Origin of the sequence: Mesorhizobium sp. LjNodule214, from assembly GCF_964252735.1 — a bacterium.
In the GTDB taxonomy this organism is placed as follows: domain Bacteria; phylum Pseudomonadota; class Alphaproteobacteria; order Rhizobiales; family Rhizobiaceae; genus Mesorhizobium.
This window is the reverse complement of the sequence record NZ_CAXUPE020000005.1, coordinates 1-15,236: the sequence shown is the minus strand read 5'-3', so window position 1 is coordinate 15,236 and position 15,236 is coordinate 1. Positions and strand designations below refer to the sequence as shown.

6 protein-coding genes and 1 pseudogene are annotated in these 15,236 nt (G+C 61.9%); 1 reads left to right on the top strand and 6 read right to left on the bottom strand.

Annotated elements, in window-relative coordinates; translation table 11 throughout:
• Positions 1-169 precede the first annotated feature (169 nt).
• Entirely contained in the window at positions 170-730 is a 561-nt protein-coding gene (locus ACSQ3Z_RS33720; RefSeq protein ID WP_436175463.1) for an EF-hand domain-containing protein, read from the bottom strand.
• A gap of 394 nt (positions 731-1,124) precedes the next feature.
• Here ACSQ3Z_RS33720 and ACSQ3Z_RS33715 point away from each other — a divergent pair, with 394 nt between their 5' ends.
• On the top strand, positions 1,125-2,279 hold the full coding sequence (locus ACSQ3Z_RS33715; RefSeq protein ID WP_436175668.1) for a sulfite oxidase: 1,155 nt from the start codon (positions 1,125-1,127) through the stop codon (positions 2,277-2,279).
• 535 nt (positions 2,280-2,814) lie between these two features.
• Here the strand turns inward: ACSQ3Z_RS33715 and ACSQ3Z_RS33710 are convergent.
• The 5 genes and pseudogenes from ACSQ3Z_RS33710 to ACSQ3Z_RS33690 all read right to left on the bottom strand — a co-directional run bounded on the left by ACSQ3Z_RS33710 (position 2,815) and on the right by ACSQ3Z_RS33690 (position 15,032).
• Positions 2,815-7,437, bottom strand: a complete 4,623-nt coding sequence (locus ACSQ3Z_RS33710) for an nSTAND1 domain-containing NTPase (protein ID WP_436175462.1) — start codon at positions 7,435-7,437, stop codon at positions 2,815-2,817.
• A gap of 538 nt (positions 7,438-7,975) precedes the next feature.
• Positions 7,976-9,171: pseudogene (locus tag ACSQ3Z_RS33705) on the bottom strand (IS91 family transposase).
• Between the two features lie 3 nt (positions 9,172-9,174).
• Positions 9,175-10,080, bottom strand: a complete 906-nt coding sequence (locus ACSQ3Z_RS33700) for a tyrosine-type recombinase/integrase (protein ID WP_436175461.1) — start codon at positions 10,078-10,080, stop codon at positions 9,175-9,177.
• 225 nt (positions 10,081-10,305) lie between these two features.
• On the bottom strand, positions 10,306-13,776 hold the full coding sequence (locus ACSQ3Z_RS33695) for an AAA family ATPase (RefSeq protein ID WP_436175460.1): 3,471 nt from the start codon (positions 13,774-13,776) through the stop codon (positions 10,306-10,308).
• The gene (locus ACSQ3Z_RS33690; RefSeq protein WP_436175459.1) at positions 13,773-15,032 is read right to left on the bottom strand and encodes a metallophosphoesterase family protein; all 1,260 of its coding nucleotides are present in this window, start codon (positions 15,030-15,032) and stop codon (positions 13,773-13,775) included. The genes ACSQ3Z_RS33695 and ACSQ3Z_RS33690 overlap by 4 nt, the downstream gene beginning before the upstream one ends.
• Positions 15,033-15,236: the final 204 nt, after the last annotated feature.

The following is a 15,236-nucleotide window of genomic DNA, read 5'->3' as shown; positions in this document are numbered from 1 at the left end:
CCACTGTCCCGCTCGCTAGACAGTGGGACAGTGGGACAGCCGCGCGTCGATGCCGCGGGCTATAAAGGAGGGACGGGCTTCTGCGCCGCAACGATGACGATGCCCGACCAAGGATACGAGGAACAGTGTTGAATGACGATCGTGCCGGCTGGCGTGAGCCCTCCCGAGTCTACTCCGCATCCTCGTTGCCGGCTCCATGGAAGAAGGATTGGATTTCCTCCATGTCGACGCTGCCATCTCCGTTCTCGTCGACGGCGTTGAAGATGCGCCCGATGAAATCCTGAACCTCGGTCTGCGAAAGCGCGCCATCGCCGTCGGCGTCGACTATGGCAAACATTATTCGCATCTTTGCGCCATGCATCATCTTGGCTCCCATACCGCCCTGGCCTCCAGTCATCCGCCGCCCTTCAGGCGGGCCCATTCTGTAGTCCCGATGCCACCTGTCGCGACCGTGCCGCTCTGCACGGGGACCCCGATCCTCCTGCATTCTTTCCATCATCATCTCTCCCATCATCTGGCGCATCATTTCACGCATAGACTCTTGGGTTTGTCCGGTCCCTTCGGGCGACTGTTCGGGACCATGATCCTGTGCCTTTACTGCGGGCACAGGTGTTCCGCTCGACTCGGCCAGCGCGGGCGAGCCCAACATGATCAACACAGCGGCAACTGCCGCGGTTTTGCTCGGAAGGGTCATGGTGTTCTCCTGTGGGTGAATGGCTACGCCGATCATGTCGGCATCCAAGCAAACCCGCAGCTTACCTCCTGGTTCCTGCCGGTTTCGCTGATGATCCTCGCTGACGGGAATGAGCAATTAGCGCCAGACGCGGACTTCGACAGCGCCCCGAGCAGCAAACGGCAGGACTGGAAATCGGTCTGGAATGCCACAAAGTTATCATGTCCCGTCCAGGTTGTGGACACTTCCTTTTCGGAGGCGCACTCTTAGATTGCGAAACGCAGCTAGAGTTTCGCCCAACACTTCACATGCTTGAGGTGCGTCGGTGATTGTCTGACCTATCCGGATACTTCCGGCTGGGCAGAACTCTCATTTGTGTCGCCTATCCGTGATCAGGCTACGGCCTATCGCACGTTGCAGCCTGTTCCGGATCAACTGGGAGGTAAACAACATGCATAGTCTTCAACGCAGAGAACTTCTTGTTCAAGGAAGCGCGGCTCTTGCCGCAGCTGCTCTTTATACCTCGCGTCGGGCTTACGCTTTTCCAACACAGGCGGGCGAGGAAGTCATTCCGTGGCTGGATCAACCGACCGAAAATCCCGATCCGGTAGGCATCCAGAGTCAGCTTGTCTGGGAGGATCTGGATAGCTGGATAACGCCAAACGACAAGTTCTTCAGCATCTCGCATTTCAATCGACCGACGATCGATGAGAAGACATGGTCCATGGAGATCGGGGGCCTGGTCAAGAAGCCCCTAAAGCTGACGCTCGCCGACATCAGGGCGCGGTCGCGCCAGGAAGTCGTTTTCACGGTGGAATGCTCGGGCAACCACGGTTTTCCCTTTTTCACCGGCGGCATCGGCAATGCCCGTTGGGCAGGGACGCCGCTCGCGCCGATCCTCGAGGAAGCCGGCGTGCTGGAGAAGGGCATCGAGGTCGTCTTTTTCGGGACTGACGAAAGCGAGATCCCGATACGTGACGTCAAGATGAAGCAGAACTTCGCTCGCAGCATGTCGCTCGCCGACGCGATGAATCCCGACAACCTACTCTGCTATGAAATGAACGGCGCTGCCTTGCCGGCGCCCAATGGTTTCCCGCTGCGGCTCATTGCTCCGGGCTGGTACGGGATAGCCAACGTCAAGTGGCTGAAGCGCATAGAGGTTCGCGACACCCGGTTCATGAGCCTTCTGATGGCCCGTGACTACGTCACCATCCGGGAGGAAGACCACAATGGCGAGACCGTATGGGCCGAGACGTCGGTCGGCCGGGCGCTGCTAAAGTCGGCACCTGCGAAGGTCACCCGGAAAGACTCAGACTACGCCATCGTCGGGGCAGCCTGGGGGGCACCGATCGACCGCGTCGAAGTGCAAATCGATCAAGCGCCTTGGGCGTCAGCGACCATCGACCACAGCGAGGAGGCCGAACACGCCTGGAAAATCTGGTCCCTGCCATGGGCAAACCCCTCGCCGGGAGAACACACAGTGACCTCGCGCGCGGTCAGCACCACGGGACAGATTCAACCAGCAATGGACGACCCCTTGATCGCCAAGAAGCACACCTACTGGGAGAGCAATGGCCAGGTGACGCGGCGCGTCAATATCGTTTGAGAAAACACGGAAGCAAGCGAGTCGGGACGCCTGCTTGGCGCCTCGGGGGCAGGGATTGACGGCTTGCTCTTCGGCGCTCCCGTATCCGGCAAGTAGCCGGACAGCTGAGCGTTGCCCACAAAGGCAGCGCTTACGTTGGTGGTGAGTTTTGGACAGCAATGCGGCAGTGGCGGTCATGTTGCCGGCTTCAGAGATGACCGACATCGGCCGGAAGCGGACTGGCAGCTTTCGGGACAAGTGGCTAGTAAGCTGACCATTGCGTCCAGCGCAACGCGGACCGCTTTCGCCAAATGCAGCCACTGGGATAGCTCTGCGCTATGACTGCATAGGGTCCAAACGCGTCTTCGAAGGGCGCCGATACTCCGTTATAGCCAACCTGAGCTACTGACCTACCACCTGCGAGATGAGCACGTCAGTTGGCCGCCATCAACGCCGCGCGATACCCAGACGGTCGCGCAGAACGCCGAGCAAAACACACTTCTGATGCCAAGCGGCATGCCATTTGAAACAATGTCACCGGCAGTGGCCTTCGGCATCAGCTTGGACAATCGCTAATGTTGGCTTGAACTGGAAGGAAATAGCGTTGTCTCTCGCACGGTGTAAGTTCGCGAGGAACGACACTCCGCGCATAGTCGATGAGATCCTGCGGTGTCGGGAAGACGCGAATGACGCGCACGCCTTCCTCGCCGGAGACGATGACGATCTTCGTTCCGTCCGAGCTGAAAGCCGCGCGTGTCAGCACGGGTCGAACCAACTCCTCATTGGGGCTGGAAAGCAACGCAATCTCGCGCCCCGACTGCGTTGCCCAGAGCCGAACCGTACGATCCCTGGATGATGCCGTAACAACATACGAACCGTTGCCACTGAACTTGGCGCTGCTGACTTCTCCCCTGTGCGCCCTGAAAACGGTCCCTTGCTTCCGGTCAGACACGCCCCAGATCCTCACGGTTCCGTCACGCGAGGCAGTGAGCAGGGACTGGCCGTCATGACTGAACGAGACGATCGTTACCTCGCCACCAGAACCTCGTACAGTGGCGACATTCGTTCCATCCTTGACCGACCAAATCCGTACGGTGCGGTCGAGTGAAGCTGTGGCGACTAGCTGGCCATCCGGGCTGAAATCCGCTGCGGTGATCCGGCTCTGATGAGCGGGAAGGGTTTTGAACTCAGTCCTGTCCGGCTTCAGCAAGTGTGCGACGTTGTCGCTCGTCACGGTGAGGATGAGTTGCCCGTCCGGGCTGAAGACGGACTGCGCCAGTGTAGAGCTCGTCTTGAGGACGGCCAGCTTGGCGCCGCTTGCTGCGTCCCACAATTCAGCGGTACCATCGATCGCTCCCAAACTCAGCAAATCGCCCTCGGAACTGAACTGGATTTGACGCAGCCCGACGTTGGACTTGAAGTGCGTGATCTCGCGTCTGCTTGCGACGTCCCAAACAACAACGTTGCCAAACTTCGATGCAGTTGCAACGCGACGTCCGTCGGGACTGAACGTCGCGTGATGGACGGCTTGCTGCGTTTCGAGCCTGGCTATCTCGCGATCGGCTACGATATCCCACACGTGCGCTGCCTCGTCTCCGCCGCCTGTCAGAAGATGTACATTGTCCGGGCTGAAGATCGCGAAGCTTGGCAGATTGTCGTGGGCCAGCTCGGTCGCCAGGGCCCCGTCGATGTCCCAGAGCCGAGCGGTGCCGTCGTGCGACGCGGTGAGAAGGACCTTGTTGTCGACCGGGTTGTACTCGATATGCTCGACTAGGGCTGTATGACCCCGGATGACTGTCAGAAGGGACCTGCGATCGACGTCCCAGATACGGATCGTGCCGTCGAGGGAAGTAGTCGCCAAATAGCGATCGTCGTGACTGAAGACGCTGTTAATTTCCCGATCCTGCTCATCGGCGGCAATGTCATCCAGTTTCAGCCCTGCGGACTCTTGGCCGAAGGCATCGAGTAACCTTCCCGAGATCCCGTCCCAGAGTCTTGCGCTGCCGTCGACCGATACCGTCGCAATTCGGCTGCCGTCGTGACTGAACATGACACCTTGCAATTGTGTGTCGCTCTTTTGACCTGCCAGAGTGGCAATTTGGGTGCCTCTCGCGACGTCAAAAAGGCGCGACAGACTCCCGAATGAAATCGGCCCCCACGCACTTACCAGCATCCGCCTTCCGTCCGGGCTGAACTCAACGCTGTATGGCCAGGTGCCAATCGATAGGGTCTGCTTCAGCCTGCCATCTGCGGTATTCCAAATCGAAGCGACAAGATCACTGTCTCCGTTTTGAATGCCTGTGACGGTTGCGAAGCTCCCGCCGCCCGGACTGAACGTCGCGGAGCTTCCGCGGTTGCCCACGCTGAGCACTTTCACTCCCGTGCGAGCGTCCCAGAGCGAGGCAACACTATTATCGCCGGCCGTCAGCACCTGGTTGCCGCTCGGGCTAAAAATAGCTGTTGGAAAATTGCCGACCGGCTGGAAAACAAAGAGCTGCTTTCCGGAATTGGCGTCCCAGATGCGGGCAGTGTCGTCCCTCGCCGCCGTAAGGACACGGCTTCCGTCAGGGCTGAATTCGGCCCTCTCAACGACACCCTCGTGACCTTTCAACACCGCTATCTGGGTAGCATTGGAGGCGTCCCAAATGCGTGCGGTCTTGTCATAGGAAGAAGTGACGATGCGATCGCCGGTCCGATTGAAAGCTGCATCTGTCACCGCGGCCTCATGTTTGAAGATCCTCACTTGATGATGTGCCAGCAAGGCCTGGTAGAGGGCGCCCTCCGCTTCAGGAACATACGGTCGCGCGACCGAAGATGTATTCGCCGGCAGTGCCTCGAGCGCCAGCAAGATTGCCGCCTCCGTATCGCCTCTCGCCGCGGCCTGCTGCGAAAGGAACGAAAGCGAAAGGGACTGGGTGCGGAGTGCCTCGTCGCGTGCCTCGAGCGCTTCCCGTTCGGCCGATCTGGCCTTGTCAGCGCTAACTTGCGCCAGTTGCGCATGCCGCTTCGCTTCCTGCTGTCCTCGGAAGCCGGCGAACGCACCTGCGCCGGCTACCAACGCCAGGACTGCGGCGACGACGGCCGCGTAACGCGTGCGGCGCGCCAGCTTTATCGCAGCGGCTGCCGCGAGATCCCGACGCTCGGCTTCGCCGGCGAGCCGATCGGCCTCGCGCTCCAGGCGCTCGCGCTTTGCTGCTTCGGCAGCCTCGATCAATAACCGCTCAGCCTGCCGGTCTTTCTCCTCCCTCTCTTTTTGGGCCCGGAAGGACGCCTCGACGTATTCGACGATCTGATCGTCGACCTCCTCCCGTCTCGACAGCATCAGCTCTTCGCCTTCGGCCAGACGTTTGCCGGGCGGCAATAGAAGCTCGCGGCTCCTGTTGTCAGCATGCCATCGTTGGGCATCGGCCCTGAGGCGAGCCCGCGTCCCGAGGAAAATCCTGTTTGCGTTGACAATTTCTGCGGCGCGGGGCCAACGTGACAAGAGCGCTTCATGGGCGAGCCGCACGAAGACGCGGCCGGTGACATCCTCGTCGCTGACGAGCAGCCGCGACGCGATCAGCGCCTCGACGAGCACGAGTCCTGCCGATGTTGCCGCGACCTCGTCGAGCAACACGGGACCTGCAGTAACCTTCTCATCGCCCGGACGAACCGTCGAGAGGGCACGCAACACCGCTGGCAACGCCTCCTGGATCTCAGGCGGGAGCGCCTCGATAACTTCGTCAGCGCGACGCGCGATCGCACCTTCCAGGCCACCAAGCGCACGATATTGAGCAAAGGTGAGAACGCTGTGATCGCGCCCCGCCTCGTACAAAGCATCGAGCACGAACTCAAGAAGCGGTAGCGATCCGGGATCGGCAGCCGCTGCCTCCTGTAGAACATCATCGAGCCTGCCCTGGTCGGCACTCTCCTCGAAACGGAGGCCGGCTGCACGGGCTGGCTCGCGGATGATCTGCGCAAGCTCGGGGCCGGTCGGTGGCAGCAGTTCATAGCTGGCCAAACCGTCCTTGAGCGCCGAGAATCCCGGTACGTCGCCGCAGCGGTGAAAGAAATCCGAGCGGATCGTCGCAATCAACCAGACCAATCCGCTGGCTGCCAACGTCGCCATGAGCCGCACAAGCGCGTCGCGGGCCGATGCCTGCTTTTCCGTGGTGAACAGGTCCTCCATCTGATCGACTGCAACTAACAGCCTGACTTGCGAGCGGACCGCCCCGGCGGCGTTGGCAGCCTTCCCAAGGGCGTGGCGGATGAGCGCCAGCGCGCGATCAGGGGCGCTCCGACAGAGTCGAGTGAAGTCCACCACATTCACTTCGAGAGCCAGCTCTGGCAGAGCACCGTCGCGAAACAGTGCAGTAGTCAGCGCAGCGATAGCATCAGGTCCCTCCGATGGACGGATCAGACAGTGGCGCCACACTCCAATGCCCGCCACCGCGCCCGCTCGAGTGATCGAAGGGAGCAACCCTGCGCGAAGAAGCGAAGACTTTCCGGATCCGCTCATGCCATAGATGAGAAGGAAAGCTTTGCCGCCGGCCGCAAGCTGCTGCAGCCTTTCGATGCAGGCGGCAATCGCGCGTGCCCTGCCGAAGAATAGGTCAGCGTTCTCATATTCGAAGACATCGAGACCGCGGAAGGGCGATCTGACCTGTTCCTCCGAAGAGAGCGGCACACGGTAGGCGCGGATGGGTCTGGCGATGTTTTTAAGCTTGAGCTCGCCAAGATCGATAAACTCGAGCGAGAGTCGGTCACGGGCCTGGGCGTAGACCGCTTCCGAGATACATATCCCGCCCGGCCGTGAGAGCGCTTCCAGGCGAGCTGCGACATTCACGCCGTCTCCCATGAGATTCTCACCTTCTACGACCACATCCCCGAGATTGATCCCGATGCGAAAGCGCAAGCGGCTTGGCTCGGAGAGCTCGGCGTTCTGTCTGCCTAGCTCGAACTGGATTCCGGTTGCGCACCGCACCGCCTCGACAGGACTGGAGAACTCCGCGACGATGCTGTCGCCTGCGCTCCCGAACACCCGCCCGTCATGCTTCGTGATCAGCCGGTCGATGATTTGTCTATACGCCCTCAGGACAGTGAGCGTTGCTTCCTCGTCCTCGCTGATCAGCCGACTATAACCGGCTACATCTGCAGCAAGGATGGCGGCCATCTTGCGTTGAACACGATCCAGGGCCATTGCCAGCTCCAGGCACATCTTAGAGGAAATAACGCCAGAGGGGGAGGAGATGCCGGATCTATCTGAAGCATGCCGTTTGAACACATCAAATTTACCGTCGTATTTGGGACCCGCAGCGCTCGCCGGTGCAAGAGCCTGAATGGCGAGCGCGCTGAAAGCTCGTGGACGACCCCTGTCATGCCGCCCAAGCCGGACGTCCGCTTGCAGGAAATGGCAACGCAGGTCTTCGCGACCGCTATGCTGAAGGGTTTCGGGTGCCGTGAGGCGTACGAAAGCCTCTCATGCAGGAACCCGCGGGCCACAGTTGATGGCTATGGGGATTTTAGTTTGCGGCTGATGTCGGCGACGGCGTGGCCGCCCCCGTTAGGCGACGCGGTGGACACGGACGGACCGCTCAGTGAAGCCCCCGCACAGCCTTGTAGCCTCTGCGCGCAGGCGGACGGGGCCCTGCGGGCCTCGCTGAGCACCATGGGCGCGCGTGGGTCCGTCGCCGCAGGTTGAGCGCCTGTGGCTGGAGGCTGAATCAGACCATGCCGGGTCATGGAGCGGTCTCCCGGATCGGTGCCGATGCGTTCGGAGGTCCGCGCGGCTGCCTCCTCCACCGTTCGAACACCTCGATGACGATCATGCGTCCGCCACAGCAGGAGCATGGCGGCCGGAAGTCCTCTGGTTCGTCTGGTGTGTGGTCATCGGACGGGGCAGCGACGCCCAGCAGTTCGCGGGCGCGTGCGAGGCTGGCCTTGTGGGCGGAGCCGGCGAGCAGGCCATAATGTCGGATGCGATGGAAGCCGCGCGGCAGGACGTGGAGCAGGAAGCGGCGGATGAACTCATCTGTGGCGAGCGTCATGACCTGCAGCCGGTCGGTGCCGTCGCGGCGATAATCCTTGTAGCGGAAGGTGACCCCAGCCTCTTCGAAGGCGATCAGGCGGCGGTTCGAGATCGCAACCCGGTGCGTGTAGCGCGACAGATAGGCGAGCACCGCCTCGGGACCAGGAAGGGCGGCTTGGCGTAGACCACCCAGCGCTTCTTCTTGACGGGAGCCAGGTGGCGTAGGAAGGCCCGACGGTCGGCGAGGTGCGCCGCCGATCCGAAGAAGGCGAGCCGGCCGGCGTCGTGCAGCGCGACCAGTCGGGTCAGGAACAGGCGGCGGAACAGCTTGCCCAGTACTCTGACTGGGAGAAGGAAGGCCGGCCGCGACGATATCCAGCGTGACGCGTCCGGCGCGATGCCGCCGCCCGGCACGATCATGTGGACATGGGGATGGTGCGTCATTGCCGAGCCCCATGTGTGGAGCACGGCGGTGATGCCGATGCGCGCGCCGAGGTGCTTGGGATCCGCCGCGATTGTCAGCATCGTCTCCGATGCCGCCTTGAACAGCAGGTCATAGACCGCCGCCTTGTTCTGGAACGCGGTGTCGGCGACCTCGGCGGGCAGCGTGAACACGACGTGGAAGTAGCCGACTGGCAGCAGGTCGGCTACGCGCTCGGCGAGCCAGGTGCGCGCGGCCGCGCCCTGGCACCTGGGACAGTGCCGGTTGCGGCAGGAGTTATAGGCGATCCGCCATTGGCCGCAGTCCTCGCAGGCCTCGACGTGACCGCCGAGCGCCGCGGTGCGGCAATGCTCGATCGCCGACATCACCTTGAGCTGGATGAGGCTAAGGTGACGTGCATGGGCGGCCCGATAGGCGGGGCCGGAAGCACGGAAGATGTCGGCGACCTCGACAGAGGTGCGCACGGCTCAGCCGGGCGGCGTCTTGCCTTCCATCAGCGCCATCAGCCGGTCGAGCGGCCCTGCGACCGCGTGGATCGTCCGGGTCGAGACCTTGGTGTAGAGCGCGGTGGTATCGAGCTTGCTGTGCCCGAGCAGCACCTGGATGACGCGGATGTCGACATCCTGTTCGAGCAGGTGGGTGGCGAAGCTGTGGCGCAGCGTGTGCGGGCTGACGCGTTTGCGGATGCCGGCGACTTCGGCTGCCTCCTGGACCGCGCGGTGCAATTGCCGCGACGAGATCGGCGCCGTGCAGCTGCGCCCCGGGAACAGCCAGCCATGCGGGAGCATCACCCCGCGCCGCCTGCCTTCGCGCCACCACAGCCGCAGCAGTTCCAGCAGTTGCGGCGAGAGCATGGCGTTGCGGTCCCTGCGTCCCTTGCCCTGTTCGACGCGGATCAGCATGCGTGTGGAGTCGATGTCGTCGACCTTGAGGTGCGCGACCTCGGACACGCGCAGGCCAGCGCCACAGGCGACGCCGAGTGCGGCCTTGTACTTGATGCCTGGTGCGGCTTCGAGCAGCCGCGCCGCTTCCTCCACGCTCAGCACGTCGGGCAGCTTCCGCTGATACCTCATGATCACCAGCGCGCGCGCCAGATCCCGACGCTTCAGCGTCACGAGGAACAGGAACCGCAATGCCGAGACCGCGCCATTGATCGTCGCAGGGCCGACGCCGCTCTCATGCTGATGCAGCTGGAATCTGCGGATGTCCTCAGCCGTCGCAGTGTCGGGCGAGCGGCCAAGGAACACAGCGAAGCGCCGGACGTGACGAACGTAGTCCTGCTGGGTATGGGAGCCCAGGCCGCGCATGAGCATGTCGTGCTGCATGCGCTGGCGAAGCGGAGAGATTGGTGCATCGGTCGACAGGGTAGCCATGGCGAGTTCCTCGTTGAAGGGAACTCCATGGTCAGATCGACGCCTCTACCCGCTCAAGTCAAATGCCTGTCGCGCCATCTCAGGTCGAGGCGACCCTCCCGCGAAGCGGGTTCGTGCATGCGGCGCAAAGCGGACGCCAAAGCCGGCGCTTGGAATGTCGATTAGACTAAGGGGCAAACATCGAACAGCACGGTATGTCAGCAACGCATCAAGTAAAGTCCAATCTCATCCGAGCTCATGGATCGCTACGCCCGGCACAACAGTCTTGGCGATCTCGCACAGGTGCTGATGATGCGTGAGGTAGATGACCTGACCGGCACTCGCCATCTCTCCAAACAACCGGAAAACCTCCTCTGACCGGACATGGTCGAAGGTTTCCATGATATCATCGGCGATGAAGGGCACCGAGGGTCGAAGCTGGGCGAACTCGTAGTATCCCGCAAGCCTGAGCGCCAGGTAGAGCTGAAAACGCGCCCCCTTTGACAGCGCGTCGGCGACCTTGGATTGCCCGTCGCGTTGCAACGCGATGAGCACTTCCCCACCCTTCACCGGCTGAGTTGTCAGGCCGGAGTACTGGCCACGCGTCATGAGTGCGAATGCGTCTGATGCCCGCTCCATCATTCCGGAGCGATGACGCTCGCGGTAGACGCGAAGAGCATTTCCAGCCGACATTATTCCCAATTTCAGCTCGATATAACGGACGGCCTTTTCTTCGATTTCGAGAAGTACGGTGCGCCGTTCGGCATCTATGCGGGCAACAGCGCTGTCGCCGCCAATGGCGTCCAGCTTATCGGTCGCGCGCGTCTGCCGAATGAGCTGATGCTGTATCGCCTCGTCAGAAGCGCGAAGCCTTTGCTCGGCTTCGGCCTTCTCAATTGCGAGACTGTCGAGATCGACGGCATCCAATATCGAACGCGCCTGCTCGAACCCTTCTACCGCGAGCTCGGACGACACCTGCTCCTCAAGTTCGGCCACGGCTGTGCGCAGGCGATCCCTGTCGCGCAGCAGTTCGTCGCGTTGCACGACTTCGGACAGCGTGGCCACACCAAAGACGCTCAGGACCTCGTTCTTGCGGCGCTCATGTGCCGAAATCTCAGCATCGAGGATCTCACGCCCATTCTGCAGTCGCTGCAGGTCATTGAAGAGGCTTGCCTTGGCCTCGCGCGTACGCTCGGCGCGCTCCAGGCGCTCGGCAAGCCGAATCGCAAGCTGTTCCGGTTCGTCGTCATCGGCCGCCTCGCCCGCTTCGGCTGCAACAGCGGTAACCTCGACCAGGAAATTGTCCCTGTCGGCCTCCATCTTCTCGATACGGAGTCGCATGGCGTCCCGGTCTTGAAGACATTTGGACAGTTCAGCCAATTGATCGAGGACACCGCCGACGCCGGGCGCCGAGATGCCGCTCTCGAGCCAGGTGCCCTTGAGCGCTTCGGCAACGCCGGCCAGCCATTCATCCTCACGCTGCTCTGCGACTTCGATGGCTCGGCGCCTGGCGGCCAGATCCTCTTGCCTTGTGCTAACGGTCTTGAGCGCCTCGGTGCGCTCAGCGTCCACCTTGAATTGCCTGTCAAGGAACAGCTCTGCCACGGCCATGACCGTCTCCAGGCTGTCACCAGGATCCGAACCGACGCCGACGCTCGCCAGCGCATCGCTTAGCTTCAGGCGTATTCGGCCTTCCTCATCAACCGCCTGCTCGGCCTTCTTGCGGGAAAGCTCGATCTCCTCCCAGGCCGCGAGCGCATCGATTCGGGCAGCAATGCGATCCTCGATCAGTTCGATCAGCTGTTGGGGGGATGTTTCCGGGACTTTTCCAAGCAGGTCTCTGGCGACTGCAAGAATTTCCGAGAGCATAGCCTCCCGATCTGAGCTGTTGCGTTCAAGTTGATCGCGCGCATACGCGATGGTGGCCACGGTTTCTGCGAGGTTGCGGTTCGTGCTGCGAATCTCAACGAGCTCCCGGGCGTTAGCCAGTCGGCCTGCTCCGACACTGTCGTCTCGACCCAGTGCTGCCGCGAAATCATCCGCCGTTTCGCCAGTCAGGTCATCGCGATGCCTTGCCCAGGCCTCGTCCCGGGCGCGCCGAATGGCGTGCGCCGCATCGTCGTCGGTGACATCCACCGAGGCACGAAGGGCATCCAGCCGCGCTGAAAGCAAATCGTGATTGCCCTGGTGCTCGGCAAGACGTTCGGAAAGGACGCCCCTGCTCTTCCCTAGCACTGCGGCCAGCGCCTTCCATGCGCCAAGCTGTCCAGCATTCGGAATGGCGACCCTGGCCAGGGCCTGAGCATCTCCCGACCAGGGATGCAAACGCGCGATCGCGGCCTCCCACCGGATTGCACCAGCATCCGTGACCTCGCGTGCCGCCTTGATTTCCCCTATGTGTCCGCCGGCCCTTGCCGTCGACAAAGCCGAAAGCAGCCTTGCCCTGGCAGGCTCGGGTACGGCCCGTTCTTCGCCGACCCGCTCGCGTGCCGCCTGAAGCGCATCAGCCGCCGCCGCGGCCTCCTCGCGCGCAACGCGCACGCTGGTAACGATCCCGGATCGCTGCTCGACCATGGTGCGCACAGCGCCAATGGTCGCAGCGGGCAAGAGCAGATTGGCAGGGTGTGGTTCGGACGACCTTCCAAGAGCGGCAAGGCAGGTCGCCACGGCATTGTCGAGGATTTGCAGCTCCGTCCTGCGACTTGGCAGGTCGAGGCCGGCCGAGACGTGGCGCACCTTGCGGTCGGCCAGGCCGCGAACCCGTTCGGAGATCGCAAGGATCACTGCGTCCACATCGACCGAGGCGAATTTCGTCGTCACCCGCTCGAGCTCGTCCACACTCGCGGATAGCCGCGTTCTCAGACTGGCGTCGGTCTCAATCATGTCGGCGACGCTGCCGGTCCAGGTCCGTGACGGTGAAGCGATCTCAGGCAACACGGCTAGTTGGGCATCCTTGCGTCGGATATCGGCAAGGATTGGGATAGCGCGAAGATACTTCGCGATGGTATCGAGCCGAGCCGAAAGCACCGACCGTTCGGCGATGCTGCGGTCGTATTTTTCTGTCGCGTCCAGGCGCTCTGTCTCGAGAGTTTCGAACGTCGACGCCAAGGTGTCGATCGCCTCCCTCCCGGACTTCAGTTCCGCAAGCCGCTTCTTGAGCAGCGCGATCTCGGTTCCGTGTGCCTGCTTGCGATAGAGCCTGTCCGCTTCGGCCTCCAGCACGCTCAATGTGTCACTTGCGTGCCCGAGTCCGGCGCTGGCCGTGAACAGCAGCTTGCCCAGGTCGCCGCGCGATTCCAGGATTGATTTTCCACCTGCTTCCAGCGTTTCGTCGTCTAACGAGAACATGGTCTCGTATGCGTCGCGAGACAGCCCGGCGAGATGCGCTGATATCGCCATCTCGCTGACCGGTTGGCCAGTCGCATTCAGCAATGAGTTGGTGCGCTGCTTCGTGCGCGTGAACGTGTGCTCCGCGCCGCCGAGTTCCAGCACACCGCCGATGCGCATCGCGCTGTACTCGTGCAGGAAATTGTAGCGGCTGCGTTCCTCGATACCGAACAGCAGGTCGAGATAGCCGGAAAGCGCCGTCGACTTGCCGGCTTCGTTCAAGCCGAAAACAATATGCAGGTCCGGTCCGGATTCCGGTTTTGGCCCGAAGTCGATCGTCCTGTCGGTGAACTTGCCATAACGGATGAGATCAAGTCGCCGGAGCCTCATTGTGACCCACCGGCCTTGAGGCGGGCGGTGACCAAGTCAGTGCCGTTGGTAAGCACTCTGTCGAGGAACAACTCCAGCTCAGCCTCATCCTTGCCGGCGAAATCGCGCCCGTCAGGCGGAAGATCCGCGACCATCTTCTGGACCAACGCCCTCGCCTCGGCACGGAAAGCTTCCGAGCTGGCATCGGCGCGCATGGATTGAGCGAGTTCGAAAACCGGATCAGCGACGCCCTCGAATGTTTCGGCCGCGGATGGAGAGACGTTGAGCTCGAGCTTCTCCACCCAGGTGTCTCCCGTTTGTTCCGCGACTTGCTCGGCTTCTGCGAGCAGCAGGTCGCGGTCACGGATCAGCGCCCAGGTTAAAGGTGAGGCCCCGGTCAGGCCGAGACGGACCACAACATGACGGGATCTGACGGAGGCACGCACAGCTTCGAGTGCGGAGCGGACTCGCCCGACGACTTCGGACCACTCCACCGTTTCGGTCAGGTCGACGTTCACCCGCTCGAATTGCGCGATACTGGTCAGCCTTTCCTCGATCTCGACGGTGCGGTCGTCTCGTATCGTCACCAGGGTGACGGATTTCTCTCCGGCCTCGTTGATGTCCCTGCCCTGCGGAATTCCTGGCATCACCACGGTACTCGCCCCGGGATGGACTTGGCGGACATGGATGTGACCGAGCGCCCAATAGTCAAAACCGTGGAGGTGCAGGTCAGCGACGCTGCAGGGAGCATAGACGTCGTGGCCGGGTGATCCGGCCAGGCTCGTATGCATGATGCCGACATTGACTGCGCCTTCACGCGGAGCTGAATACTTGGGAAGCAGACTGTCTGGCGCCTTAGGGCTCGCGAAGCTCAAGCCATGGAACATGACGTCGAGCCCGCCGGCTGTCTGCAGCACTGACTGGGGACGGCCGCCGAAGATCGTGACCGTGTCCGGGAACACGAGCTGTTTCGATATCCGCGATAGGGCGTCATGATTGCCACGGATCTTGAAGACCCTGATGCCGGCCTGGTGAAGTCGTGTCATTTGCGATGCCAGGAATCTCGCCGTTTTCATCGACGTCTGATCGCCATCGTAGAGATCGCCGGCAATGACCAGCGCATCGACGCCTTCCGCAAGGCAGAGATCCACGATCGAGACAAACGCCTGACGGCTGGCGTCTCCTACGAGTTCAGCAAGGTCGGGGTTTCGCATCGCCAGCGAACGCAATGGCGAGTCGAGGTGGATGTCAGCGGTGTGGACGAATCGAAATGCCATTGAGCGGTCTCCGGCCACAAACATACCGGGGTTTGACTGCGGCTCGGTAGGAACAATATCATGATAGCCGATGCTGACGCCCGAGGTGGTTGCAATTGAGCAAACTGAGTGCGATGTGTCGGGGCGTTCCATATCGCGTTGAGAAACCCAACACCTTTCTAGACCCGCCTCTGTTACGCATATGACTGAATGGCCGAAATGGGC

Excerpts from the sequence above, each read along its gene's own strand:
- ACSQ3Z_RS33720 (WP_436175463.1), bottom strand. The coding sequence starts at position 730 with ATGATCGGCGTAGCCATTCACCCACAGGAGAACACCATGACCCTTCCG.
- ACSQ3Z_RS33715 (WP_436175668.1), top strand. The coding sequence starts at position 1,125 with ATGCATAGTCTTCAACGCAGAGAACTTCTTGTTCAAGGAAGCGCGGCT.
- ACSQ3Z_RS33710 (WP_436175462.1), bottom strand. The coding sequence starts at position 7,437 with ATGGCCCTGGATCGTGTTCAACGCAAGATGGCCGCCATCCTTGCTGCA.
- ACSQ3Z_RS33700 (WP_436175461.1), bottom strand. The coding sequence starts at position 10,080 with ATGGCTACCCTGTCGACCGATGCACCAATCTCTCCGCTTCGCCAGCGC.
- ACSQ3Z_RS33695 (WP_436175460.1), bottom strand. The coding sequence starts at position 13,776 with ATGAGGCTCCGGCGACTTGATCTCATCCGTTATGGCAAGTTCACCGAC.
- ACSQ3Z_RS33690 (WP_436175459.1), bottom strand. The coding sequence starts at position 15,032 with ATGGCATTTCGATTCGTCCACACCGCTGACATCCACCTCGACTCGCCA.